This window comes from Colwellia sp. BRX10-9, from assembly GCF_014077405.1.
In the GTDB taxonomy this organism is placed as follows: Bacteria; Pseudomonadota; Gammaproteobacteria; order Enterobacterales; family Alteromonadaceae; genus Colwellia_A.
Genome location: NZ_JACGVV010000006.1, coordinates 138,246 through 164,985, shown reverse-complemented (window position 1 = coordinate 164,985; position 26,740 = coordinate 138,246). Strand labels below are relative to the sequence as shown.

Genomic DNA, 26,740 nt, shown 5'->3' with positions numbered 1-26,740 from the left:
GCGTACTCGCCTTCATACTGATTTAAGATAAACGCTTCTTTAAAACATCATTAAGTTTATCGGTCGCATTTGCTAATAAAAGTGCCGTATCATTAAAATCAATACACGCATCAGTGACTGAAACACCATACTTTAATGACTCTTTCGGGCCATTAGTGCTTTGGTTACCTGCATTTATATGACTTTCTAACATTATACCAATAATTGATTTATTACCTTCAATTATTTGGTCAAATACATTTTCTGCCACCAATGGCTGGCGACGGTAATCTTTATTTGAATTACCGTGCGAACAATCGATAACAATACCAGGCTCTAAACCTTGTACACTCAATTCTTTCTCACATAACGCAACATTAGCAGCATCGTAATTAGGTTTCTTACCACCACGTAAAATAACATGACCATCAGGGTTTCCAGAGGTTTTAATCAATGATACTTGTCCTTGACGGTTTATCCCCATAAAGCGATGTGAAGACGCTGCTGACTGCAAAGCATTAATAGCTACATCTAGACTACCATTGGTGCCATTTTTAAAACCAATAGGCATAGAAAGACCTGACGCCATTTCTCTATGTGTTTGCGACTCAGTTGTTCTGGCACCAATCGCCGACCAGCTAAAAAGTTCAGCCAAGTATTGTGGGCTAATGGGGTCAAGCGCTTCGGTGGCTAATGGCAAACCTAAATCAGTTAAGTAAATCAATAATTCTCGAGCTTTACGCAAACCGGTTTCAACATCAAAGGTACCATCCATATGAGGATCGTTTATTAAACCTTTCCATCCAACGGTGGTGCGAGGCTTTTCAAAGTAAACACGCATAACAATATAAAGACTGTCTTGATGCTCATCATGTAAGGCTTTTAACTTTTGGGCATATTCTTTAGCGGCCTCGAGATCATGCACAGAACAAGGACCTGAAATAACGAGTAAGCGATGATCTTTTTTATGAATAATGTCAGCGATCACCTTGCGGGCAGCTTTAACGAAATTACGTCCACTTTCTGACAAGGGGAGTTCATCTCTTAATTGATCAGGCGTTATTAATACATCTTCTGAATTGACATGAATATCGTTAAGGGTTTTTATGTGAGGACCTTTACTAGGTTGAACGTTCGGTAATGAGTTAGACATTGTATTTTCCATTTATCGCAAGATTGTTTATTAAAGTAAATATAGAACAAAAGAACTAAGTATGACTTAGCAAAAGAAGGGCTAGTAATAATATCGATGTTGTTGGTTTTTCATAATAGTTCCGCTAATCGCTATATCGTAAAGAATTATTTACTCTGTTTGTACACAATATCTTACAGGGGTTTTTTTTGAAGGTACAGTAGTTTTAGTGTTTTTATTCTAGGTTATGTTCAGGGTGAACGGTATAACGTGGTGTCGTGACTAAATGGACATAGGAAGTAGAGTAACGTAGGAGCATTTACCGAGACGGCAAAGAAGGTAACTGTTCACAACTGTGGCTATTTAGAATGCAGAGCGAAGCGTCCAAGGGTGAGTCGAGCATGGCCTTTTGCAGCATGTTCTATTGACGAGATCAGTGCACGTATTCAAGCCATTTTCCCGCCAATAAAAACATTAAAAGCGCCCTAAGGCGCTTTTAATTAAGTGCTTGTTAGTGACTAACTAGCGTGAACAATTCGATTACTTATTAAGTTTTCTACAACGCTAGGATCTGCCAAGGTCGATGTATCCCCTAAGGTATCAATATCGTTTTCAGCAATTTTACGTAAGATGCGACGCATTATTTTACCAGAACGTGTTTTTGGCAAGCCAGGTGCATACTGAATATAATCAGGTTTTGCAAAACGGCCTAACTCCTTAGCAACAAACTCAGTTAATTCTTTCAGTAACTCTGGTGATTCACTGGCACTAGCCATTAAAGTCACATAAGCATAAACACCTTGGCCTTTAATTTCATGTGGATAACCAACAACAGCAGCTTCAGCTACAGCAGGATGAAGCACTAAAGCACTTTCGATCTCAGCAGTACCTAAACGATGGCCCGAAACATTAAGGACATCATCAACACGCCCAGTGATCCAATAAAATCCGTCTTCATCACGACGTGCACCATCTCCAGTAAAATAATTACCAGGGTATTGGCTTAAATAGGTTTGATAAAAACGATCATGATCGCCATAAACTGTACGTAACTGCCCAGGCCAACTACCCGTTATCATTAGCAAACCTTGGTCAGCACCTGCAAGTGTATTACCTTCTTTATCAAACAATGCTGGCTGAACACCAAAAAAGGGTTTACCTGCTGCACCTGGTTTCATATCAACAGCACCGGGTAATGAAGTAATTAAAATACCCCCCGTTTCTGTTTGCCACCAAGTATCGACAATAGGACAGTTAGACTTACCAACCACTTCATAATACCAATGCCAAGCTTCAGGGTTAATAGGTTCGCCAACCGTACCGAGTAAACGCAACGATGAAAGATCTGATTGATGGACTAAATCGTCGCCAATACTCATCAAGGCTCTTATCGCAGTAGGTGCAGTATAAAAAATATTAACTTTATGTTTTTCACATATTTGCCAGAAACGTCCAGCATCCGGGTAAGTAGGTACCCCTTCAAATACTAGTGTAGTTGCACCGTTAGCTAACGGGCCATAGAAAATATAAGAGTGACCGGTGATCCAACCTGCATCTGCTGTACACCAATAAATTTCGCCATCTTTATAGTCAAAAACATATTTATGAGTCATCGCGGCATAGAGCGAATAACCACCACAGGTATGTAAAACACCTTTTGGTGTGCCTGTTGAACCTGATGTATAGAGAATGAACAATGGATCTTCTGCATCCATGACCTCTGGTTCACAAACGGCTGATTGCTTGGCAACTTCTTCTTCATAACTGATGTCTATTTTGTCATTCCATGCGACATCACCACCGGTGCGAGCAACAACAATAACCGTATGTACATTGGGGCATTCGGCAACAGCTTCATCAACGTTCACTTTCAGTGGAATAACACGACCGCCACGTAAGCTTTCATCAGAAGTGATAACAACTTGGCAATCAGCATCAGCAACTCGTGAGCGTATAGCTTCAGTTGAGAAACCACCAAAAACAACAGAATGTACCGCGCCAATTCGAGCACAGGCTAACATGGCATAACCCACTTCAGGGATCATCGGCATATAGATACAAACACGATCACCTTTTTTAACACCACGTGCTTTTAATAAGTTCGCTAAACGACAAACATGATCATGTAATTCTTGATAAGTAATTTTTTTGTCGTCGCTGGGATCATCGCCTTCCCAAATGATAGCTGTATCATTGGCTTTAGTAGCTAAGTGACGATCAATACAGTTATAACTTACATTTAATTTACCACCAGAAAACCATTTAATATCAGCCGTTTTCAAGTCAACATCACTGACACTGTCCCAAGGTTTATACCAATCAAGAAATTTTTCAGCTTGCTCAGCCCAAAATACATCAGGTTGTTCAATCGATTGCTTGTACATCGCATCGTATGTTGCACTATCAATATGAGTGTGTGCTTTAGCTTGTTCTAAAACTGGATAACAGCTTTTCAATTCTTTCATGTTGAGTCCTTCATTGCTGACTTGATATTATATCAAGTTGATTATTGCTTAAATGCTATTGATATTCATCTAAGCACTAATAGATTTTGAGGTTATTTTTAAAACAGTGATAACATCATATAGGAAGTTAATTAGTGCGACTACTCAACTAAAGTCGAATACGCCTTATTAAATTTCCATTAAAATGAAAAAAGATAATTGTCTACTAATAAGATTAACATTGAAACCCAATAATGACAACGCTGTCATTTTCAAGTTAAAAAAAAGCAAAATAAATTGCTATTAGCGGACTAGGAGTCTTTAAATAGATACGTTAACGAATAGTGATATCGGGTGAACCGTCAATTTCACCATCTTCGGTAATGATAACAGTACCACTATTATTTGATAATACAGCAATGCTACGTCCATTATTATTACGTATAAAAAGCAATTCATAGCCAAACTTACCAAGACTACCTGCTGAAAATTTTTGAGCGAGTGTCAGTTTCTCCCACCAAACTGAATGCTCAGGAGATTCGTGCCTTCTCTCATTGAAAGGTTGCTTTTGTTGTTGCATAACTTACCCACCCGTTAAATAAATACTAACGTCATTGTATCAATATAGCCCAGATAAACAGCGGTGCCTAACGTAAGTATAGAACAGATTTTACCAACAAAGATTTTATTATTGCGTTAACTAGCGAGAAAGTACCACGAACGCGGTAGCATATAATGCTTCGTCAGAGAGCGAAATGTGCCAGTTTTCAGCCCCTAATTCAGTTGCTAACTCTGCTGCACGACCACTTAGTAGTAGTTGTGGCTGACCAGAAGCTAATGATTTTATTTCAAAATTTTGAAATGAAACCCCGTTGGCTATGCCGGTACCAAGCGCTTTAGATGCGGCTTCTTTTCCTGCCCAGCGCTTGGCTAAATATAATGCAGGGGTTTTTAACGATTGGTATTTTTCATATTCTATTGGCGTTAACACACGAAGCGCTAATCGGTCTCGCACCTTAATCGCCATTTTTTCTATACGGCTTATTTCAATAATATCAGTACCGATGCCAACTACAGACATAATGAATCACTTTTTTAAGCGCTAGATAAATGTTGTCTTAACATTTAATTTAGCTTCACTTCGTTAAATAAGGCAGAACTTTATTAGCTCTGCCGGGTAGTTTCTAAGCGCTGTGCTCTAAAAGTTAACTACGCGCTTCTCTCATTAGCTGTTTCATATCGCGAATAGCCTTGTCTAATCCGTCAATCACCGCTCGAGCAATAATAGCATGACCAATGTTGAGTTCGATTATCTCTTCAATTGCCGCAATAGGTTTAACATTAAAGTAATTTAAGCCGTGCCCAGCATTAACTTTCAAACCATTGGCATGCGCATATTTAATGCCTTCAATTAAACGGATCAATTCAATTTTTTGATCTTGTTCATTTTTTGCATCAGCATAATGGCCGGTATGAATTTCAATATAAGGAGCTTTACTTGCAATAGCAGCATCAATTTGGCTTTTATCAGCATCAATAAATAAACTTGTTTCTATACCTGCTGCAGTTAGTTGTGAAACTGCACGGCTAATTTTATCAAAATTACCAACAACGTCTAAGCCGCCTTCAGTCGTCAATTCTTCACGTTTTTCAGGGACTAGACAACAAAATACCGGTTTAACCTCACAGGCTATGGCCAACATTTCATCAGTAACCGCCATTTCAAAATTCATTCGGGTATGCAATGTTTGCTTTAGTACATAGATATCACGGTCTTGAATATGACGGCGGTCTTCACGTAAATGGACGGTAATGCCATCGGCTCCAGCGTGCTCTGCTACTGATGCAGCATAGACTGGATCAGGATAATTTGTGCCCCTTGCTTCTCGTAAGGTAGCAATATGGTCAACATTAACGCCTAATAATAGTTCGCTCATTTTTATATCTCTTAAATTTATGAATTTTTTGTAAATAATTTCCGGCTATTTAGTGGTTTACCATCAAGTAAATGATTAATAATTTGCCGCATCAGCACTTTATACGTTTGCATTACGTCTTTAGATGATAAATCTTCTTCGGCTATCGCTTTTAAATGCTCAGCATTATAACCAGTCTGTACCTGCTTGCTTATTATCGGGACAAAACCTTGTTCAGGGAAATAATGATAACGATTATTATTTTCTGAAAATATCGGCGAATAATCAATAGTTAACCCTAATTCTTCTAGTAATCTATTTTCAAAATTTCTCAATATAAATTCAATTGAACGTTGTTCCGATAATTGTTCAATGCTTTGTTGATATTGACAAAAAAGTTCGTCATAAGGGATATGTTCACCCAGTAGACGCACTTGTAACTCATTAAGGTAAAAGCCACTGTAGAGGTAATTACCACTGAGCTGGTAGGATTTTCTTTCGGGTTCGACACGTTGTAAATACTTGAGGCTGCCTTGACCTTTCAAAACAATTTTTAGTGGCGAGAAAGGTTGTAATAAAGCTTTTTTATTAGATTTTAAGGACTTACCTAAATAAGAAATAGCAGACACTTTTCCTTGTTGAGCGGTTAAGAATTCAAGCAATATTTGATTTTCACGATAGGGTCGTGAATGCAATAAAAAAGCACTTTGCTCAAATTCTTCCATTATTTTTAGTCCAGTAGACGGTTCGAAGTCTAACCTGAATATTCATCCCCATAGCCTAAACTACGCAGTGCACGTTCATCATCAGCCCAGCCAGATTTCACTTTCACCCAAGTTTCAAGAAACACTTTCTGTTCAAAAAGCGCTTCCATATCACGACGAGCTTCTTGACCAATTGTTTTAAGTCGCTCTCCACCATTACCTATAACCATACGCTTTTGACTTTTTCGTTCAACTAAAATTAGCGCATTAATATGGATGATACCCTTTTCGTCCATTTTAAATTGTTCAACTTCAACCGTTGTTGAATAAGGCAATTCATCACCGGTGAAACGAATAAGTTTTTCACGAATAATTTCAGAAGCCATAAAACGACTTGAACGGTCAGTAACATAATCATCTGGGAACCAGAAATCACCTTCAGGCAGTGAACTAAGACAAAGTTGACGAATGGTATCAACGTTATCGCCTTTCGCTGCAGAGATAGGTACGATATCACTAAAGTTGTGCTTCTCGCCTAATTTCTGCAAGTGAGGTAATAATGATTCCTTATCTTGGACATTATCGATTTTATTAATCACTAAGATACAACGTGCGCCAGATTTTTTTATCTTGCTAAGCACAAGTTCGTCATCAGTTGTCCAATGTGTTCCTTCAACCAAGAAAACCACTAATTCGACTTCTGCTATTGAGCTACTTGCAGCACGATTCATTAAGCGATTAATCGCGCGTTTCTCATCAGAATGCAAACCAGGAGTATCAACTAATACCGCTTGTTTATTTTCTTCTGTTAAAATTCCTAAAATACGATGGCGTGTCGTTTGTGGCTTGCGTGAGGTGATACTAATTTTTTGACCTAACAAGCTGTTAAGCAATGTTGATTTACCAACATTAGGACGACCGACAATAGCAATTAAGCCACAATGTTTATTTTCACTTGTCATGATAATATTTCGCTGAGTTATTTTTTATCAAAAATGAGCGCGAGTACTTGTTGCGCTGCGGCTTGTTCGGCTTTACGACGGCTAGTGCCTTTAGTGACCACTTCGGTGTTTATCACCTTGGTTGTACATCGCACAGTAAACTGTTGATTATGAGACTGACCACTGGTGTGAATGACTTCATAAAGTGGTAAAGCAATTTTACGTGCTTGTAAATATTCTTGTAAACGTGTTTTAGGATCTTTTTGTTCGTTACCGGGTTTAATAATGTCTAGTCGTTCAGCAAACCAGCTAAGCACTAATGCTTTAGTCGTGTCGTTATCTGAATCTAAATAAACAGCACCGATAATCGCTTCAACGGCATCTTCTAAAATTGAATCTCGACGATGTCCCCCACTTTTTAATTCACCTGGGCCTAAAATTAAGTAATCGCCTAAATTAAAGCCTCGGCCAATTTCAGCTAAGGTAACACCTCGCACAAGGCTCGAACGCATGCGTGTTAAATCTCCTTCGTCATGAGAAGGAAATTGCTGATAAAGTACTTCAGCAATGACAAAACCAAGAATGGAGTCGCCAAGAAATTCTAAACGTTCGTTATGAGTTCCTTTAGCACTTCGGTGTGTTAATGCTTGAAGCAATAAGTCATTATCATTAAAGGTGTATCCTAACTTTTTACTGAGTCTAGTTAGTGCGACTGCTGAGCTTTTCACGATTAGTTTATTCCACCCAAACGTGAAAACCTGACATTAGTCGGTATCCACTTTGGTAAAAAACTATCTTCGTCACGATCAAAATCAAAACTCATCCAAATTGCTACGGCTTCGCCAACAAGATTTTCTTCGGGTACGAATCCCCAAAAGCGTCCATCAAGACTATTGTCACGGTTATCACCCATCACATAATAATGACCTTCAGGTACAAAGAACTCATCGCGTTGGGTATTTTTCTGTTGATAAAAATGCTGCGTGCGTGGCAGTATTTGATTATCCATTAAAATATCATGTGTCTTGTTTGGCATATCAGCTGTGTAACGACTCAGGCCATATGAACCGTCAGGTGACTCATCTTCTTTTTTAAAGGTGTTGATTACTTGCTCAAAGTCTGGACATTTAACGTCACTTTCTTGACAAGCAGGCTTGATATATATGGATTTGTTACGATAAATAATTCTATCGCCAGGCAAACCAATAACACGCTTAATATAATCAATCTTTGGGTCTTGTGGATATTTAAATACCACCACATCGCCACGTTCTGGTAGCCCGATCTCAATAAATTTATTACGTGCAACTGGATCGCGTAATCCATAAACAAATTTATTGACTAAAATAAAATCTCCATCAAGTAATGTCGGCATCATAGAGCCCGAAGGTATTTGAAACGGTTCCCATAAAAAAGAACGTAAAATCAAAACAAAAGCGATAACCGGAAATATTTGTACCGACGTATCAACAATTGCTGAAGGCTCTGCTAATTTAGCGATAACCTCAGCTGGCAATACTTCTTGACATTGGGCTTGAGCGTCAGCTAATTTTAATTTACGTTGCGGCGCTAAATAAAACTTATCAGCTAACCAAACAATGCCAGTGATACTAGTAATAATAACGAGAAATATTGAAAAATAAACAGCCATAACTTCCCTACTAACTTTCTAATTTAAGTACAGCTAAAAACGCTTCTTGCGGTACTTCAACGTTACCAACTTGCTTCATACGTTTTTTACCATCTTTTTGTTTTTGCAGTAGTTTTTTCTTACGAGAAATATCACCACCATAACATTTTGCCGTAACATTTTTTCGTAGTTGTTTAACGGTAGTACGGGCAATAACGTTATTACCAATCGCCGCTTGAATCGCAATATCAAACATTTGACGATGAATAAGTTCTTTTAATTTATCGACGAGCATACGGCCACGTGCAACCGAGTTACCTCTGTGGGTGATCATTGCTAAAGCATCAACGCGATCGCCATTAATCATCACATCAACGCGCACCATGTCGGCAGCTTCGAAGCGGATAAAGTTATAATCTAGTGAAGCATAACCACGACTCGTTGACTTTAACTTATCAAAAAAGTCCATGACCACTTCAGCCATAGGTAGCTCATATCTTACCGCTACTTGTTTTCCGTGATAAATAATATCTTTTTGCACACCACGTTTTTCAATACATAAAGTAATAACATTACCTAAGTGTTCTTGGGGTACTAAGATATTGGCTTCAACGATAGGTTCACGAATTTCGTCAATACTGTTGATAGCCGGTAAATCGCCAGGGTTATCAATAGATATAACGTCACCGTTGGTACAAGCAATTTCATAGTTAACCGTAGGAGCTGTTGTAATAAGGTCAAGGTCATATTCACGTGCTAAACGCTCTTGAACAATCTCCATATGCAACATACCAAGGAAACCAATACGAAAGCCAAAGCCAAGCGCAGATGAGTTTTCTGGCTCAAAAAACAAAGAAGCATCGTTTAAGCTTAATTTGTTCAACGCATCACGGAAATTTTCGTAGTCATCAGAACTTATTGGGAAAATCCCAGCATAAACTTGCGGTTGAACTTTTTTGAAACCGGCAAGCGCTTTTGCAGCTTCTTTTTTATGAATGGTAATAGTGTCGCCCACTGGCGCGCCATGTATTTCTTTAATACCAGCAATAATAAAACCAACTTCACCGGTTCTTAAAATACCCGTTTCTTTTTGTTTTGGTGTGAATATTCCGACTTTATCAATTTGGTGAACTTGTCCTGTCGACATGACCACCATTTTATCGCCTTTTTTCACTTCGCCATTCATCACACGCACTAATGAAACAACGCCTTGGTAATTATCAAACCAAGAATCAATGATCAAGGCTTGTAAGTTACCCGAAGGATCGCCAGTTGGTGCCGGGATATTGGCAACGATAGTTTCTAAAACATCTTCGATACCTAAGCCAGTTTTTGCAGAACACTGCACTGCGCCTGTCGCATCAATACCAATGATATCTTCAATTTCTTCGCTGACGCGATCTGGATCCGCTTGAGGTAAATCAATTTTATTTAAAATTGGGATAACTTCTAGATCCATTTCAAGGGCGGTATAACAGTTGGCAACGGTTTGTGCTTCAACCCCTTGTCCGGCATCCACAACAAGCAAGGCACCTTCACAAGAAGCAAGTGAACGCGAAACTTCATAAGAAAAATCAACATGACCTGGCGTATCGATAAAGTTAAGCTGATACGTCTCACCATCTTTGGCTAGGTAATCAAGCGTAACACTTTGCGCTTTGATCGTGATGCCGCGCTCGCGCTCAATGTCCATAGAATCTAGGACTTGTGCTTCCATTTCACGTTCTTGTAAGCCACCACAATGTTGGATCAAGCGATCAGAAAGTGTAGATTTACCATGATCGATATGGGCGATAATTGAAAAGTTACGTATATTTTTCATAAATGGAAGTTCAAATAATGCTGTGGTTAATTCAATAGGGTGAGATTTTAGCGAATTTAGCGCGCTGGGGCTATCTTTATGTTGTGTTAACTTGTGTATATAGCCGTTCTACTTCGAGATAGAGGTTTAAGCAAGTCTAAAATAGGTAAATTACTAGGCATTAGTAGCAAATAATAGTTCTTTAATGGCTAATATCTATTACGCAGAAGCGTCTACTTTAAAGACTTGTACTGGACACAGAATCAGTCGCAAAAATTTTAATCAGTAATTTCGACAATATTGATCATCGAGTTATGTATACGGAGAATTTTTGGGATTAACAAATTACAATATTTACCACGTTTTTGTTGGTGCCTCGCGAGCGAAAAACCTATGTATCCGCCCAATACACCTAACGCTATCGCAAATAACTCGTGGCTAAATATGCTATTTTCAACCAACCATTGGCCAAATACTGACGCGATGACTAGCCCTAACAATGGCCATAGATAAACTTGCCAAGCGGTTAATAGTAAATGCTTGTCTGATAAACCCAAGACCACAGTGTCACCAACTTTTACCGCTAATTCAGTTTCTAATTCTAAGCTAAGTTTGGCTTGTGGAAAAGCTTTAGCCACTTGACCACTACCACAGTTATCAACCTGTTTACAGCCACTGCAGCTTGATTTGATTTGGCTTTCCACGGTCACTTTATGCATAGCGGTTAGACCGGCATTTTTATCCGCCGTTAATTCTATGGCAACAACAGTAGCGTTTTCTTCAATCATGGTTTTTGAGGTGGCTTTATCGTGATAGCGTCGGCAATAGCTTTCGCTGTTTTAAACGGTATTTTTCCGACAATGCTCACTTCAATACCATCACTCACTTGGTTTAACACCAAAGTAGCTCCATCCATAACAAAGTCCGCATTGCGTTGTTTTTCTTGACTACCATTAACATAAATTGAAATATCGACTAAGCCATCACTCAACAGCATAAATTCAACTGGTTGTTTTGTTAGTGATATTTTATGTCGATTAGCGTTAATTTGCGTAAAGCCCTCTGGCAACCAGTTAACATCCCATTGCAGTTCTTGCTGTTGGTATTCTTCAGGAATATCAACTAGCACAGGAAGTTCAGTCTCATTTAACTGTAAGACACTTTCTGAAGGTTTTTCTGTGATCTCAAGATGCGTAAACTGAATCTGCTCTAATTGTTGGCCTTGTTTCGTCACAATAGACAACTTTAATAGCATACTTGATTGTTGGTCTAACCAAAGCCAATAGGCATAACGGTGGGTATTTTTTGCTTCTATTCTGATCAATTGTGCAGGTCGGCCTAATACACGACTTCGGCCAACAGAAATAAAATCATAAATATTTTCTAATCGAGAAATATCGCCCGCTAAAATAGCAGGAATAGGACCACTAATTTGTTGAGAAGTTACTGAATAAGGAGGCAGTTCAGGTTCGATATAGCTAACTACGTTGCCTTTGCGTAAAATATCGCGACGCGGTCCATTGAGTAAAGAAAGTATCTCAAGTTCTTTACCACTTTCATCGACACCATGAAACCAGTGATATGGCTGAGCTTGATTATTTTTTACAACAACAAAAGACGTACTAAAATTAAGTTTATTTAATGCGCTAGATAAACGTTCGAGCCAAACTTTTGCTGACTCACTTTCTTCACCAACCGCGGAAAAGCTGATGCTTAACAGCAGTAAAACATAACTTAAGAATTTCATTAATTACTTTTATTTGCCTTTTTGTTGTCAATACTAGTTGTTTCACTTTCATTGTCTGTATTTGTGGTATCAACCGTCAGTGAACCTAATTTAATTTGTTGTTGGTGATCAGACAGCAAAGCATGAAAACGACGTTGTTGATCAATAAAAGCTTGCTTTTGTGAAGCTCTGTCTGGTTCTTGAAAGTTCAAGCTTACCGGTTCAGCGAAACCTGCCATAGGAATAGTTTTTACTATTTGGCTAGGTAAAATAGTTTCATTATTTTGTGCAACATTACTTTGTACACCTAAAACCATTAAACCTGCGGCTGAAGCAGCAATCGCTAATTGGCCAAAGGGTTTAGCAAACTCGACCACTTTATTTTTTAACTTAAGCATGAAAACATTAGTCGTTTTCGGTGCCAAAACGGTCGGCTCAGCGGCAATCGCTTTTGCTATTTCAGCAGATAAATCAAGTTGTAAAACATCGGGGGTGTCATTACGTAAAACATCTCCAATTAAATGATAACGATCCCAAGTAGTCGACAAATGTTCATCGTTGATAATATCATCAAACGTTTTATCATTATGTTGAAAATTATCAACACAAGATGACACTGTTTCAAACTTACCTTCACTCATATATACACCTTAAAAATTAACACTTACATTCGTGTGAATTAAATTAATTTTATCTTCTATACCAAAAATCTACTCTTAATAGCTAGCTTTGTAATAATGGCCTAATTTTTTTATCTACCGCGTCTCGAGCTCTAAATATTCTCGAACGGACAGTCCCAACAGGACAATCCATAATATGTGCTATTTCTTCGTAACTTAACCCTTCTAACTCTCGAAGGTTAATTGCCGTTCGCAAATCATTGGGTAGTTGTTCAATGGTATCAAAAATAACTTTTTTGATTTCATTGGTTAATAATAACTTTTCAGGAGAAGCATTTTCTCGCAAAGCTTCACCTGAATCATAAATTTCAGCATCTTCTACTTCTATATCAGAGCCCGGTGGTTTTCGATTACTCGCCACCATATGGTTCTTTGCGCAATTAACGGCTATACGATAAAGCCAAGTATAAAAAGCACTATCCCCTCTAAAATTAGGTAAAGCTCTGTATGCCTTAATAAATGCTTCTTGAACTATATCGGGTACATCACTGTGATTTTTTACATAACGCGACACTAAATTTGCTACTTTATGCTGATACTTTGTCACCAGAAGGTTAAAAGCATTTTTATCTCCGCGTTGTACTCGTTCAACCAATTTTTGGTCAACGTTTATTTCGCTCATCTGAGCCAATACTCCTAATTATTACTTACTTCTAAAATCCGGTTCAACATTTGGCTCATGGTAAACACATCAAGTAGGACTACACTAATTTGAAAAAGTTCGAAAAAAATTAAAATAAGTCATAAAACTATCCAAATTTCGTGTTTATTTCTAAATACAGCCCATTTTATCTGTTACCACAGGTGAATAACCGTTAAGATTCCTGCTATATGTAGAATACATTAAAATCATAACTTTATGAACAAACAACACAACTGTGACGTATTAATTATTGGTAGCGGTGCCGCGGGTTTAACGCTTGCTTTACATTTAGCAAATAATGCCGATATCGTTGTACTCAGCAAATCCTTGGTTAATGAAGGTTCAACCTTTTACGCCCAAGGAGGTGTCGCTGCTGTTTTTGATGAGAATGACAGTGTTGCTGCTCATGTAAATGACACTTTAATTGCTGGTGCAGGCTTGTGTGACCAAGAAATAGTGCAATTTACCGCTGAAAATGCGCGAGCATGTTTGGAATGGCTAATTGGCCAAGGTGTTGACTTTGATCAAGAAGAAGATGAAAAAGGTGAGTTACGTTACCATCTAACCCGTGAAGGTGGTCATAGCCATCGCAGAATTCTTCATTCTGCTGACGCCACAGGTCAAGCCATTCAGACCACGTTAGTCGACCAAGTTAAAAATCATCCCCGTATTCGAATCTTTGAACGCTACAATGCTGTTGATTTAGTCTGTGAACAACCAAACGATACCAATAACCAGCAAAAGCGCTGCATTGGCGCCTACATCTGGAACCGAAATAGCGAATGCGTTGAACGTATATTTGCCCGTAAAACCATTTTAGCGACGGGTGGTGCAAGTAAGGTCTACCAATATACTTCAAATCCTGATGTTGCCAGCGGTGATGGTATAGCAATGGCGTGGCGAGCAGGATGCCGTGTCGCTAATATGGAGTTTAACCAATTTCATCCGACATGTTTATTCCATCCTGATGCAGGAAATTTTTTGTTAACGGAAGCATTACGCGGCGAAGGGGCTATTTTACGTCGCCCTGACGGCAGTCGATTTATGCCAAGCTTCGATGAACGCGCCGAACTTGCACCTCGAGATATTGTTGCCCGCGCTATTGATTTTGAAATGAAACGCCTCGGCGCTGATTGTATGTATTTAGATATCAGCCACAAACCTGCTGATTTTATTAAGCAACACTTCCCTAATATCTATGAAAAAACTCAATCTTTAGGCATCGATATTACCAAACAACCTATGCCCGTTGTACCTGCTGCCCATTACACTTGTGGTGGTGTCATGATTAATAAGCAAGGTAAAACAGATATCGAGAGCTTGTATGCTATTGGCGAAGTCGCTTATACCGGTTTACATGGCGCTAATCGTATGGCGAGTAATTCGTTATTAGAATGCCTAGTGTTTGCTCGCGCAGCGGCATTAGACATAGAACAAAAAATTGACCGTCAACAGAGTATTGTTGCGTTACCCGCTTGGGATGAAAGTCGCGTTACAAATTCTGATGAAGAAGTTGTTATACAACATAACTGGCATGAACTGCGATTATTTATGTGGGACTATGTCGGTATTGTCAGAACAACAAAACGTTTAGAAAGAGCGCTGCACCGTGTTGAATTGTTGCAAAGAGAAATAGAAGATTACTATCAAAATTTTCGAGTCAGTAATAATTTACTAGAATTAAGAAACTTAGTACAAGTAGCTGAATTAATTATTAGATGTGCGATGGAACGTAAAGAAAGCCGTGGTTTGCACTACACGCTTGATTATCCTGAATTAAGTCAGGTAGCAACCCCAACTATTCTACGTCCTTAATAATAAGTGTTATGCTGAGTTATCAAAGGTTTAATCACCCTAAGTTGGGTTATTTAACTTGACGATAACACGGCATAACCTTGAATAATGTTTAGCAGACAAACTCGTTTTTAAAATAAAGTAGCTGGGTAAATTCAGTTGCGCGAGACAGTTTTTTAAAAAATTATTTTTCAGCCAGGTAACTTGTGCTGGTAAATTATCTTCAAAGACCAACCAACACCCCCAAAAACCAATACGACTAGACGCGCTTAACTGTCTTTTACCTTTAGCCGAAAACTGGCATTCACCCATTATATCAAGAGTAAAACTGTTAGGTTCAGTATAGAACATTCGCATAAAATTAAATTTATTATGCGTATGCTCAACAACTATATTAAACTTTAACTCGTTTAAGGATAAGTTGCACCATAGCGTTGAGTTCTTTGTCTTCACAAACTTGATGCCCCATAAACCAAGCAAATAATTCCGGATCTTGCTCTTCCAGTAAACGTTCAAAAACTAGCTTCTCTTTTTCTGAGAGCAAATCATAAGCCTCTTCAACGAAAGGCATAAAAAGTATATCTAATTCGAGCATTCCACGACGGCAAGCCCATCTTAAACGCGGTTTATTATCAGTTAAAGACATGTAACACCCAGTAAAATAAAATTTAGGCTTATTCTAACAAAGTCATTTGCCATTACAATATTGTTTATCAGATCTAGAAAAATAAACTAACGAATATCATATACACCTTGAATTTCACAAGAAAGTCCTCATTATTTAACCTATCAATAAAACAAAAATGCCAATTTAATTATGACAATCTCTGTTGAAAATACTTTACCTAGTTACGATAACCTTCCTGATGCTTGTATCATTAGTTTAGCTGAATATGGTGCAATTGCTGTACATGGAGCAGAACAAAGTAAATACCTACAAGGACAAGTGACTTGCGATGTAAATATACTGACAGATAATAACTTATTATTGGGTGGTCATTGCGACGCTAAAGGTAAAGTTTTTTCAGTGTTTAGATTGATAAATCGTCAAAATATTCATTTACTTTTACAACCTAAAACCAGTATTAGCCAATCATTAGCCGAACTGAAGAAATTTGGCGTATTTGCCAAAGTAACCATTGAACAAGCCACAGATTTAGCTTTTTATGCGGTTGCAGGAAAAAAGGCAACAGAAATACTCCATCAACAGTTTGTTGAATTACCTAATAGTTTAACACCGGTTTTACAAGTCGGTAGTACCACTATTGTCTACCTCGCGGGAAAATTAAAACGTTATCTTATAATTGATGAGGCGAAGGCTGCTGAAAAAATTATTAATGACTTTGCCTTAGTCACTTATTCTCAAGCGCTGTGGAATTTAATCGAAATTAATGAAGGTTTTCCTTTACTAGCACCAGAAACAGTTGCTTCTTATGTGCCACAAATGTTGAATTTACAAGCAATTCACGGCATAAGCTTTACTAAAGGCTGTTACTTAGGACAAGAGACTGTTGCTCGAATGCAGTATTTAGGAAAAAACAAACGCGCTTTATTTTCGTTAAAGAGTAAATCAGCAAATAATGAGTTAATAACCTTGCAAGCAGGTGATATTATTGAGCAACAGTTAGGTGCAAACTGGCGTAAAGCTGGTGACATCTTAGCGAGCTATATTAGTGATGATGGCATTTATTATCTGCAGGCTGTTTTAGCCAGCGATATCGATAGCACCACAAACTTACGGATTAAAAACCACGAAAACTCAGCATTAAGCTTAGTAGAATTGCCTTATAACTTAGCGGAATAGTCGCGAGTTACATTTATTTAAAATTTAGGACATATCATGAAAATTTCAGAAAACAAAGTTGTCGTTTTACACTATGCCGTATCCGACAGCGAAGACACACTCATCGACAGCTCTTATGATCACAGCCCTTTATCTATCATTCACGGTACAGGTTATCTCATTCCGGGCTTAGAAGATGCTTTAACAGATCATGTTGTTGATGATAAATTCGAAGTCGCAGTTAGCGCTGAAAATGCTTATGGCGATCGCCACGATGAGTTTGTACAAACCGTACCAAAAAGTATGTTCGAAAGTGTTGAAGATCTTGCGGTTGGTTCACAATTACGTGCAACGACTGATGATGGTGAGCAAACAGTTATTGTTATAGATGTCACTGATGATGAAATAACTGTTGACGGAAATCACCCTTTGGCAGGCATTGATTTAAAGTTTGATGTAGAAATTTTAGAAGTCCGTGATGCCACAGAAGATGAATTGAAACATGGACATGTCCATGGTGAAGGGGGTTGTGGCCACAACCACGACTAATCCTCATAAATACTGAGTTTGAAAAATAAAAAGCGAAATATATGTACTTATATTTCGCTTTTTTATTAATTATTTGCCGCTAAATATTCATCACACTGATCACTTTTTCACGCACTTCTTGATAGCGAATATTTTCACAACAGCCAAAACCAGATAACTGTTTTATTTTATTACGGCTAAAAAGCGGCACGGTTAATCCAGTTAAAAATCGGCACATCGTTTCTAAAGATAAAACACCTTTGTGCTTGGTCGACATATGTTCAATAAGTGCCGTTAGCATGTCAACTATCGCAGTGTCATCTGGCAGAATACTTTCTTGTGAGTAACTTAGCTTAGCAACGTTTCCACGGCATACTGAACAATGTCCACAATTTTCAGGGGTGTTTTTATCATTAAAGTACAAGGATAAATTTCGACTTAGGCAAGAGGATAATTCAAAGAAGCGCACCAGTGTCGCAATACGTTTTATTTCTTTTTCTTCTTTTTCGACAAAATAATCATGTAGTGACTTAGCAAGTATATTAGCTGACAATAAGGCCTTGTTAACACTAAATACTTCAGTGATTTTTTTTGTTTCCAAGGTGATTAATTGCTTCTCTTGTAGGTATTCCAAAGCCACAATCACTCGGCCACGGTCACAGCCATAATGCTGAAATAGTGCATCAAAGTCTGGCTCTCCCCATACTTTTTTAAAGCCGCTGTATTTAAAAATAGTCGCAAGAAAATCTTTGCGCTCACCTTCAAATAAATTTAACACTTCGTCTTTATTGGTGGTAAATTTATATTTAAAATCGGCAAAATATGAAAATAGCGGTTTAATAACGCCTTGCAGCTCTAACTGAACAAGTAAGGTTCTCATGGGTAATTGGCGGATATTACTGGCATTTGACAGCGATAAACCTTGTAATTCCCAGCGATCATTTTGGCATTCTTGTTGAATGTTTTTTATAACACATTCAATACCACTCAGTTCGGGTGTATCACCAAAAACAAAATTTTCAACGGTATTTAGCCCATCTAAATTTGCCAAGGTAATGCAATTTGATGCTAAACCATCACGCCCTGCTCGGCCAATTTCCTGGCTGTAATTTTCAATTGACTTGGGTAAATCATAATGAATAACAAAGCGGATATCTGCTTTATCTATGCCCATGCCAAAAGCAATAGTAGCCACGATGATTTGTACTTTTCCCGACATGAAATCTTCTTGAATTTTCTGTCGTTTTTCACTTATAAATCCGGCGTGATAAGGTTGCGCATTCAAACCTTGTTGCGTCAAAAAGTTTGCCACATACTCAGCACTTTGCTGTAAAGTCACATATACAATGCCACAACCGGTTTGATCAGCGATACTTGTTAGCAATTGTTGATTTTTATCTTTTGTTGAAACCGCTAACACCGACAAATCTAAATTTTGACGATAAAAGCCTGTTTGTACGATGTGCTCTGGTAAGATAGCGAATTTAGTGGCCATATCTTGCTTGACTTTTTTGGTCGCTGTGGCGGTCAACAAAAGCACCAGCGGAATGTTGAGTTCTTGGCGATAGTTAGGGAGTTTTAAATAATCGGGGCGAAAGTTATGCCCCCATTCAGAAATACAATGTGCCTCATCAACAACCAACATAGATACATTTACTGACTCAATAAATTGGCGAAAACGCTCATTTTTAAAACGCTCAACCGACACCATAAGAATTTTTATTTTACCTGAACGCGTATCCGCCATGACTTGCTGATTTTGCTGTGGCGTTAATGTTGAATCGATACTTGCCGCTGCTATATTTTTCGTCGCTAAAAAGGCTAATTGATCTTTCATTAGCGCCAGCAAGGGAGAAACAACAATAGTTAAGTGAGGTAGTTCTATAGCCGCTAATTGATAGCATAATGATTTACCTGAGCCAGTTGGAAATATAGCGAGAGAAGATTGGCTATTGAGGAGCTGCTCAATCGTTTGCTGCTGTCCATCACGAAAGGCATCAAAACCAAAGATTTGCTTGAGTGAGTTAACAAGAGATGACACAAGAAATACCTATTAAATGAATTAAAAAAAAACGAGTACCAACAGTCAATTGAAAATCACTGTTGATACTCGTTTTATAATAACAGAGTTACTTAAAAGGTTTTAATCACTTTAACTTTATCACTGACATTAGCAGCATCGATATAGCCAATAGCATCAGGGTTATCAGCAACAAAACTTAACACATCGGCATCATTATCAAATTCTGCTAAAGGTTTCGCCTTACCAGAGAAAATTAGCTTAGCCCAATAAGATTTAACTTGGTAGCTAGTCTTTTGCAACACTTTGCTTTCAAACTCTTCTCGAGCGGGACTTTCATCTTTTAAATTGGCTGCCATGACAGAAGCACCGTTAGTAAATTTCTTATTTTTACCTAAAAAAATCCGAGATATGTCTCTGTCGGTAAGCGTACTAGAATTAGCCGGATTCACAATAACAGCAATATCGGCAGAAGCCGTTAAACTAAAGCCTATTGAAAGTAAGATCGCAGTGACTTTTATATATTTCATCATCAATCCCCTAAAAAACAGTAACAAGTGAAGTGCGGAATAAACCAGCATCATTAGCACCATTAAGGTCATCATTAAAACCGGTATATTCAAACTTTAATGATGCAGAGCTATGAAAATCCCAACGTAAACCAACAGTAACATAGCTTGAATCATTTTTTTGACTAGCTATAACATCTTGTGTTGGTACTTTTAAAGCATCAAGAGGAGTTCCAGACGGTATAACGCTAGTAAAATCGTTCGCCGCAGTGTCTTCATCAACACCGTAAGTAACGTGTACTAAGTAATTATCAAAGCGCTTACCTAGCATCACATAATAAGACTCTTCTTCACCTAATAACGTATTATCTATTTTAAGCGTAGTATATTCGCCGACAACTAAGATGCCTTCATAGTCAATTTGAAAGCCAAGTTCAGTGAACGTTGCTTTGTCTTCAAAAATACTAGTATTGTCTGCAAATGCAGGGTAACCAAAGGCATTCCAATTATTAGCAAGTCCATCTAACCCTGTTGAAGGAATTGATACATCAGCATTAAAATAAGCTGCTCTCAAGGTTAGCCAATCTCTATTAAAGGTTGCAGCGCCACCTAAGATATTATCCATGTTAGGTGATGATTTTTCACCAAAGACTTCGATTTCATCGGAGTTATTACCCGCAATAAAGTGGTAAGTCGTATCAAATTCTCCAAGAGTACTGCTGTATATGCCGCTAAGACCGTCAAAAGTATTAAAAATTAAATCGTAAACACCTTTTGGTGGTGTTATCCACGGGTAGGCATACGAAACATCTAAAAAGTCTGAGTACATAAAGAAAGGTGCTCGTTGACGCCCAGCCAAAACCCTAAATTTATCGTTTACGTTATAGCTAACGTAGGCCCACTCAAATTCAGTATCCCAATCATTCTCACCGCGAGAAACAATTTGTGCAGTAATATCAAGGCCTTCACCTATGTTACTTGATGCTTGAATGGCAAGTAATGAACCATTTTTAAAGTCAAAAGTATCATTAAAGCCATACAGTGTTTCATCACTCGATGTAGTGATACCACCTGTTATTGAAGCAAAACCACTTAAATTGATATCTGCTTGAGCCGTATAGGAAATAAAGCTACTAGCAAGCGCTAGTACCGCTATTTTACTTTTCATATTATCCACCTTAGAGTTTATATTTTTACGTGCTTATGTTTTTACGTGCTTATGTTTTATTAAAATTTTTTTATTAAAATCGATTCGTTTACAGGCAAGCTAACCTAATGAAGTGTAGATTAATATATTAAAAATGTTAGAGAACAAGTTTAAAAAATAACTATATTTCGGCCGCTATTACCGATATTTCAATAAGTAATTCATTTCTTGCCATTGAAGCTTTGACACAAGCTCTTGCAGGAGCGAACCCCTGAGGGATCCAATTATCCCAAATTTCATTCATTTTTGAAAAATCATTCATATCTTTTATATAAATAGTTGCCGATAGAATATGCTTATTGTCGCTACCTGCTTGTTCAAGTAATTCATCAACTTTATCTAACATTGAACGTGTTTGTTCTTCAATGCCTTGGCTGGCATCTTTACAAACTTGTCCACATAAATAAATAACACCATTGTGCTTAACGATGCGGCTCATTCGTGTTTTTGTTTCTTGCCTAATAATAGTCATTTTATTTAGTCATGATTAAATATGTTAAAGTATATACTCTACTTACTAGAAAATGTAGCTTTGATACTTGTGCTGTGTAGAAACTTTACGCTAGTAGATAATAAATCACGCTTATTAACGCAATGTTGCAATTAATCATTCACAAATAGCACAATAAAAGATAAAGTATTTAGTAGATGTAATACTACTAATAAGGATAACTGATGGACATTAATCAGTGGGTTGATGAACTATTTGAATTTTTTGATGAAGATAAAGACGGTGCGATTAGTCGAAGTGAATTTGTTGAATTAATTGACTGTCTTTTGCAAGATAAAGGCATCCGTATGTGTGAGAGTATTTTTAATAAATTTGATGTTAATCATAATAATTCAATTTCCAAAGAAGAACTCAAAGCTATGGTGATTGAGTTAGCTTTGTAGCGTTTTTCATTAAAATTTACCCTTCTCCAATTATTCGTTGAGAAAGTAACTTTACTATTTTTCATCTAATCAAGAGCTTAACTAAGCTCTTTTTTTATACCTTAAATTCATTGGTCTGACCTCTTGTTTCAATTGTTTTTTCTGTTATTATTCAATCTCAGCTTACACGTGTACACTGAGATTAAGTTTAAAGAAACAATGAAAAATAACAGGATAACAAATGACAAGCCAAGCTAGTTACAGTAAAAATGAAGAAATAGCCAACACCTTGACTCATGCTCTTGGCGCAATATTGTCTGTTATGGCTTGTTACATGCTACTCACTGCAGCTTTTACTGATAACTCATTAGTAAAAATAGTGAGTTATGCCGTTTACGGTGCTAGTTTGGTTTTATTATTCACCGCTTCAACTTTTTACCATGCCTTTCAAGATCCTGACAAAAAAAGGCTTTTTAAATTACTCGACCATTGTGCTATTTACTTGTTAATCGCAGGAACTTACACCCCTTTAATGATGATTGCCTTAAACGACCAACTCGGTACTATTATGCTGACAATTATCTGGAGTATGGCTATATTAGGGGTGTTTTTTAAAATGAAATTTGGTCACCGCTATAAAAAAACCTCGCTGATCACTTACTTAGGTATGGGACTAATATCTATAACCATTATTGAACAGCTAAATGACAAATTATCAAATCAAGCTTTAACACTACTTGCTCTTGGCGGTATTATTTATTGTTTAGGGGTTATTTTTTATGTGCAAAAGCGTATACATTTCAACCATGCTATTTGGCATTTATTTGTTTTAGGTGGCGCGGCATGTCACTTTTTTATGATCTACTTCTACTTATAAGCGCTGATAGGACTGACAAAAGAAATAACCAGAGATATAGTTGCTGGTGAGGATGGTAAATTAATTTATACCTAGATCAGCCGTTAAAACGCTATCGCCTTTGCAGCTTTTAGGCTTGATTCTCGAGTTATCGTCAACTTTCTTAGCAATGGAGAATGCGGCTACTAATTAATAGGTTCATAGCAAAAATAAATTAATTAAGCTTTCAATCCAACTTTCAATTCACAGTCAACGATAAGCGACTATCAACAAACCCTTGTAATGATTCCAGTATCGTTGAAAAGTTTTTTGCACCCAGCCCTAAACGAAAATATGGCCCAGTAAGTCCAAATAGGCATGATGGGTAAGCGAATATTCCCGTTTGTTCAGCGAGTTGCTCAGCCCATTCAAGCATAGGTAAATCACTATGGCACTTCACTAATGTAAGTAAGCCTGCCTGAGGAGGACACCAACTAAAATGCAATTGATTTTTATCGATAAACTGCTGAAATAAAACGATATTATTTTTTATGATAAGATTATTTTCACTGATGATTTTATCATGGTTTTCTAAAGCAAGCTCCGCCAGCTTTTCATCAACGATTGAAGTACAAATTGAGCCTTGAGCTTTTACCGCTAATAATTTTTTTAACAGTGATTTATCCTTAGACACTGCCCAACCAATACGTAGCCCCGCCAAACCAAAACTTTTCGATAATACCGAGACAACAATCGTGCGCTCATAATCTAAATAGCGATGAGCTAATTTAAGATCATTATAGTTACTCGCTTGAGAGACATCATCGGCTAAAAGGTAACAATTGAACTGTTTTGCAATGGCTAATATTTGTTCCGAAAATTGAGTGTCTATTATGCTACCACTGGGATTATGGGGAGAATTCAAGACAATTAGTCGGGTATTTTCGTTTACTAGGGCTAAAAGTGCCGCTTGGTTAATTTGCCAGTTTTGTTGGAAATCAACCGTAAGGCACCTTACTTTAATCCCCATCTGCTCTGCCATCGTCACCAGAGAGGGATAGCAAGGTGTAATAACAACAATTTCAATCGCTGCTTGTTGCTCAACTGTATTACCTTGCATTCGTTCATTTTCGCTAAGTACTGTTTGGTAAATAGCTGACAACGCCTCTTGAGCGCCGCAAAAAGTTAGAACATTGTCAGCAGTTAACTCAACTTGATGATGATTATAGTCTTGATGAAAACCGGCAATAAGTGATCGCAAATAATGGCTGCCACTTATCGACGCATAGGATAACGCTTGTTCGCCCAGTAGATTATCAAGACTCGTTTCACCGAGTAGACACAATTGTGCTGCGGACAACGACTGTCCGCAAGAGTTACTCAAATTGTGCTTAATAGTGACATTTTGATTTTCTGCAAGCTGTTGACCAAAGGCGATATGTGCCGGTAAAATATTTTTCATCCTTGCTATATTTTCCGCTGCCAAACCGACATTTCGGTGGTGGTTACGGTGAAAGTGCATTGATTTTGCTTAATCACACGCGTTAATGGCTGTGCGTCTAAAAAAGTAAACTCTTCTGCTAGTTTTTCCTGTAAACCATCAAAGCCAATAACATTTTCACCATTGACTTTAAGCCCACCCAACCAATTTTCTTTTTCAGTGTGTTTCGCTGAATATTGATGGTCGGTTAATACAAAAAGTAAACCTTGTTTATTAAGTCGCTTAGACAGTGTGGCTAACAACTGTTTAGGTTGATAACTCTTTTCTAGCGCATGCTCAACTAAAATCGCATCATAACCGTTAAAAATCGGTTTTAAATTGCTAGCATCACCCTGACTAAAAACAATATGGTCAGCGTTGTTGTTTAGCGATAACGCCTTAAGAGACACCTCATGAAAACTCTGTATGTCACCAGAAATAACGTTGGTGTAACGGAGTGTTTTCTGTTGTTGAAGTTGCACACCAAATTGAATATAACGTGCAGAAAAATCTACCGCATCAATATGCTGGAAATGCTCTGACAACTCAAAAGCGGTTCGTCCAACACTACAACCTAAGTTCAATAACTTGTCAGTATTAATGCCCTGAGCTTTTACTTTACTAAGCAATAATTGGCTAACTTGTTGTGAATAGTTTTCAACATTTAAATGTTGATCACCATAATGACTTTCGAGTTGCTGACAAACTTCACGATCAGTTTCATATCGATTAACCGGCGTTAATGGTATTTTGCCATCGATATTTTCAACATAACGAAAACCAGCATGCTGAGTAAAGTGACGACGAAAAGCATAACGAGACGACGGAATGGTTTCGTTGCCGGTAGAAATCCATGAACCGCCTTTAATTAAGTTATGTTTACCATCAAAGGTTGGCGTAGAGAAATCATCATAAAGTGGATGAACTTTAAACCCCTCATAACCATCTATTGCTGACTCGTTCCATTGCCATACATTGCCAATAACATCATAAAAATCCCCCGTTGAAAATTCATCAATCGGGCATGAAGAAGCGTAACGGGCTAAGTTTATATTACCTAATACTTGTTCTTCATTATCGCTGGCATTATTGATTAGACAATGCCACTGTGCTTCAGTAGGCATAGCAATATTTTTTTGAGTTTGTTCACTTTTCCAATGACAGAAAGCTTTCGCTTCTAAGTAGTTCACTTCTGCAGGCCAATTCAAAGGTAAAGGCATTTCATTAAGTAAGTTACGCTGCACGTATTCATCGTTATTTTTTCGCCAAAAACGCGGCATTTCAGCTTTAGTGAAACTTAGCCACTTTTGCCCTTCTTCGCTCCAATAATGTGGTTTTTTATAACCACCTGCATCGATAAAAGCTAAAAACTCTTGATTAGAGACTAAATATTTAGAAGCTGAAAAGGCACTAACCTCAACAGATAACTCACCATATTCGTTGTCCCAGCCGTAAGTTTCATCGGTTAACTTTTTCCCTAATACAATAGATTGTTCTGTAACAGGTAATAATTCGTTCGCTGGAGCCGTTGAAAAATGAGCACAACTTGTCCATTGTCCCGCTACTTCAGATGGCTGTGTTAAGCAATCTAGCGGTAACATGCGCATAATAACTGATGAAGTCTCAAGATGGATGCGTTCATGCTCACAGCCCATCAATATCACCCAAGCTAACGAGTCTTGTTTGATAGGTAAGTTAATTTCCATGGTATCAATAAGGTTATTAACCACAGTGAAAACTTGTTGACGGTATTCTCTTACTTCATCAACATTAGGCCAGTCGTAATGCTCACTGTTGAGATCATCCCAGCTCATTTCATCAACACCAACAGCGCAAACAGCTTCTAACTTGGTATTAACACGCTTATTAATGTACTTACCCAAAAGTAATTTATTAATAAAAAAAGTAGCCGTATGGCCAAAATAAAAGATAAGTGGATGGCGTAAAGTCTCAGGCCGTAAATAGTAGGCTTCATCTTTGTTGATTAAAGCAAACAACGACTCGTAAGTCGTCCAAGTATTATGGAAGTAGCTTTTTAGCTCGGCGCGTTTATCACTTATAGATAAACCATTAAGCTGTGGGGTAATATTTTGATTATTAATAAGAGTCATATTT

General features: G+C 37.8%; 27 protein-coding genes. 5 read left to right on the top strand and 22 right to left on the bottom strand.

What is annotated here, in order from left to right; genetic code table 11:
• Positions 1 to 22: 22 nt before the first annotated feature.
• The 14 genes from H4J69_RS05930 to rpoE all read right to left on the bottom strand — a co-directional run bounded on the left by H4J69_RS05930 (position 23) and on the right by rpoE (position 13,575).
• Complete coding sequence (locus H4J69_RS05930; RefSeq protein ID WP_182244224.1) at positions 23 to 1,132, bottom strand: 3-deoxy-7-phosphoheptulonate synthase; 1,110 nt, start codon at positions 1,130 to 1,132, stop codon at positions 23 to 25.
• Between the two features lie 497 nt (positions 1,133 to 1,629).
• Positions 1,630 to 3,576, bottom strand: a complete 1,947-nt coding sequence (acs, locus tag H4J69_RS05925) for an acetate--CoA ligase (protein ID WP_182244225.1) — start codon at positions 3,574 to 3,576, stop codon at positions 1,630 to 1,632.
• Positions 3,577 to 3,889: 313 nt separating this feature from the next.
• A complete protein-coding gene (locus H4J69_RS05920) occupies positions 3,890 to 4,135 on the bottom strand; it encodes a hypothetical protein (RefSeq protein WP_182213382.1) in 246 nt (81 codons plus the stop codon).
• Between the two features lie 120 nt (positions 4,136 to 4,255).
• Positions 4,256 to 4,636, bottom strand: coding sequence for a holo-ACP synthase (gene acpS, locus H4J69_RS05915; RefSeq protein ID WP_070374732.1), 381 nt, complete (start codon positions 4,634 to 4,636; stop codon positions 4,256 to 4,258).
• Between the two features lie 124 nt (positions 4,637 to 4,760).
• Positions 4,761 to 5,492, bottom strand: coding sequence for a pyridoxine 5'-phosphate synthase (gene pdxJ / locus H4J69_RS05910; RefSeq protein ID WP_182213381.1), 732 nt, complete (start codon positions 5,490 to 5,492; stop codon positions 4,761 to 4,763).
• 17 nt (positions 5,493 to 5,509) lie between these two features.
• Positions 5,510 to 6,196, bottom strand: coding sequence for a DNA repair protein RecO (recO, locus tag H4J69_RS05905; RefSeq protein WP_182213379.1), 687 nt, complete (start codon positions 6,194 to 6,196; stop codon positions 5,510 to 5,512).
• 29 nt (positions 6,197 to 6,225) lie between these two features.
• Positions 6,226 to 7,137, bottom strand: coding sequence for a GTPase Era (gene era, locus H4J69_RS05900; protein ID WP_070374735.1), 912 nt, complete (start codon positions 7,135 to 7,137; stop codon positions 6,226 to 6,228).
• Between the two features lie 17 nt (positions 7,138 to 7,154).
• Complete coding sequence (gene rnc / locus H4J69_RS05895; RefSeq protein ID WP_182213377.1) at positions 7,155 to 7,844, bottom strand: ribonuclease III; 690 nt, start codon at positions 7,842 to 7,844, stop codon at positions 7,155 to 7,157.
• 2 nt (positions 7,845 to 7,846) lie between these two features.
• Positions 7,847 to 8,767 (bottom strand): signal peptidase I, encoded by a 921-nt coding sequence (lepB, locus tag H4J69_RS05890; protein WP_182213375.1) that lies wholly within the window; start codon positions 8,765 to 8,767, stop codon positions 7,847 to 7,849.
• A 10-nt stretch (positions 8,768 to 8,777) separates the two neighbouring features.
• A complete protein-coding gene (lepA, locus tag H4J69_RS05885) occupies positions 8,778 to 10,568 on the bottom strand; it encodes a translation elongation factor 4 (protein WP_182244226.1) in 1,791 nt (596 codons plus the stop codon).
• A gap of 257 nt (positions 10,569 to 10,825) precedes the next feature.
• Complete coding sequence (locus tag H4J69_RS05880) at positions 10,826 to 11,335, bottom strand: SoxR reducing system RseC family protein (RefSeq protein WP_182213372.1); 510 nt, start codon at positions 11,333 to 11,335, stop codon at positions 10,826 to 10,828.
• The gene (locus tag H4J69_RS05875; protein WP_182213370.1) at positions 11,332 to 12,294 is read right to left on the bottom strand and encodes a MucB/RseB C-terminal domain-containing protein; all 963 of its coding nucleotides are present in this window, start codon (positions 12,292 to 12,294) and stop codon (positions 11,332 to 11,334) included. Before H4J69_RS05875 ends, H4J69_RS05880 begins: the two co-directional genes overlap by 4 nt.
• Entirely contained in the window at positions 12,294 to 12,914 is a 621-nt protein-coding gene (locus H4J69_RS05870; RefSeq protein WP_182213368.1) for a sigma-E factor negative regulatory protein, read from the bottom strand. Before H4J69_RS05870 ends, H4J69_RS05875 begins: the two co-directional genes overlap by 1 nt.
• Positions 12,915 to 12,996: 82 nt before the next feature.
• Positions 12,997 to 13,575 (bottom strand): RNA polymerase sigma factor RpoE, encoded by a 579-nt coding sequence (gene rpoE / locus H4J69_RS05865; protein WP_146797811.1) that lies wholly within the window; start codon positions 13,573 to 13,575, stop codon positions 12,997 to 12,999.
• 237 nt (positions 13,576 to 13,812) lie between these two features.
• On the opposite strand from rpoE, the gene nadB reads away from it, so the two are divergent.
• Positions 13,813 to 15,411, top strand: coding sequence for an L-aspartate oxidase (gene nadB / locus H4J69_RS05860; protein ID WP_182213364.1), 1,599 nt, complete (start codon positions 13,813 to 13,815; stop codon positions 15,409 to 15,411).
• A gap of 39 nt (positions 15,412 to 15,450) precedes the next feature.
• Here nadB and H4J69_RS05855 read toward each other — a convergent pair whose 3' ends face one another.
• Positions 15,451 to 15,741, bottom strand: coding sequence for a hypothetical protein (locus H4J69_RS05855; RefSeq protein WP_182251847.1), 291 nt, complete (start codon positions 15,739 to 15,741; stop codon positions 15,451 to 15,453).
• A gap of 43 nt (positions 15,742 to 15,784) precedes the next feature.
• Positions 15,785 to 16,036 carry a succinate dehydrogenase assembly factor 2 gene (locus tag H4J69_RS05850; protein ID WP_070374745.1) on the bottom strand — a complete coding sequence of 84 codons (252 nt, stop codon included), beginning with the start codon at positions 16,034 to 16,036 and terminating at the stop codon, positions 15,785 to 15,787.
• Between the two features lie 171 nt (positions 16,037 to 16,207).
• Here H4J69_RS05850 and ygfZ point away from each other — a divergent pair, with 171 nt between their 5' ends.
• Positions 16,208 to 17,194: a tRNA-modifying protein YgfZ gene (gene ygfZ / locus H4J69_RS05845; RefSeq protein ID WP_182213361.1), complete on the top strand. Its 987-nt coding sequence runs from the start codon at positions 16,208 to 16,210 to the stop codon at positions 17,192 to 17,194.
• 36 nt (positions 17,195 to 17,230) lie between these two features.
• Positions 17,231 to 17,722, top strand: coding sequence for a peptidylprolyl isomerase (locus H4J69_RS05840; RefSeq protein ID WP_070374747.1), 492 nt, complete (start codon positions 17,231 to 17,233; stop codon positions 17,720 to 17,722).
• A 79-nt stretch (positions 17,723 to 17,801) separates the two neighbouring features.
• Here H4J69_RS05840 and H4J69_RS05835 read toward each other — a convergent pair whose 3' ends face one another.
• From H4J69_RS05835 to H4J69_RS05820, 4 genes are all read right to left on the bottom strand, one after another.
• The gene (locus H4J69_RS05835) at positions 17,802 to 19,742 is read right to left on the bottom strand and encodes an ATP-dependent DNA helicase RecQ (RefSeq protein WP_182241722.1); all 1,941 of its coding nucleotides are present in this window, start codon (positions 19,740 to 19,742) and stop codon (positions 17,802 to 17,804) included.
• 92 nt (positions 19,743 to 19,834) lie between these two features.
• Complete coding sequence (locus H4J69_RS05830; RefSeq protein WP_259367719.1) at positions 19,835 to 20,251, bottom strand: phosphate ABC transporter substrate-binding protein; 417 nt, start codon at positions 20,249 to 20,251, stop codon at positions 19,835 to 19,837.
• 10 nt (positions 20,252 to 20,261) lie between these two features.
• Positions 20,262 to 21,398, bottom strand: a complete 1,137-nt coding sequence (locus tag H4J69_RS05825) for a hypothetical protein (protein WP_182244228.1) — start codon at positions 21,396 to 21,398, stop codon at positions 20,262 to 20,264.
• A gap of 160 nt (positions 21,399 to 21,558) precedes the next feature.
• On the bottom strand, positions 21,559 to 21,909 hold the full coding sequence (locus H4J69_RS05820; protein ID WP_182213355.1) for a RidA family protein: 351 nt from the start codon (positions 21,907 to 21,909) through the stop codon (positions 21,559 to 21,561).
• Positions 21,910 to 22,112: 203 nt separating this feature from the next.
• Here H4J69_RS05820 and H4J69_RS05815 point away from each other — a divergent pair, with 203 nt between their 5' ends.
• Positions 22,113 to 22,331, top strand: coding sequence for an EF-hand domain-containing protein (locus H4J69_RS05815; protein ID WP_070374752.1), 219 nt, complete (start codon positions 22,113 to 22,115; stop codon positions 22,329 to 22,331).
• Between the two features lie 220 nt (positions 22,332 to 22,551).
• On the top strand, positions 22,552 to 23,187 hold the full coding sequence (locus H4J69_RS05810; RefSeq protein ID WP_182244229.1) for a hemolysin III family protein: 636 nt from the start codon (positions 22,552 to 22,554) through the stop codon (positions 23,185 to 23,187).
• Positions 23,188 to 23,404: 217 nt separating this feature from the next.
• On the opposite strand, the gene H4J69_RS05805 is transcribed toward H4J69_RS05810, so the two are convergent.
• Entirely contained in the window at positions 23,405 to 24,607 is a 1,203-nt protein-coding gene (locus tag H4J69_RS05805; RefSeq protein ID WP_182244230.1) for a pyridoxal phosphate-dependent aminotransferase, read from the bottom strand.
• A gap of 5 nt (positions 24,608 to 24,612) precedes the next feature.
• A complete protein-coding gene (ovoA, locus tag H4J69_RS05800; RefSeq protein ID WP_182244231.1) occupies positions 24,613 to 26,736 on the bottom strand; it encodes a 5-histidylcysteine sulfoxide synthase in 2,124 nt (707 codons plus the stop codon).
• Positions 26,737 to 26,740 lie beyond the last annotated feature (4 nt).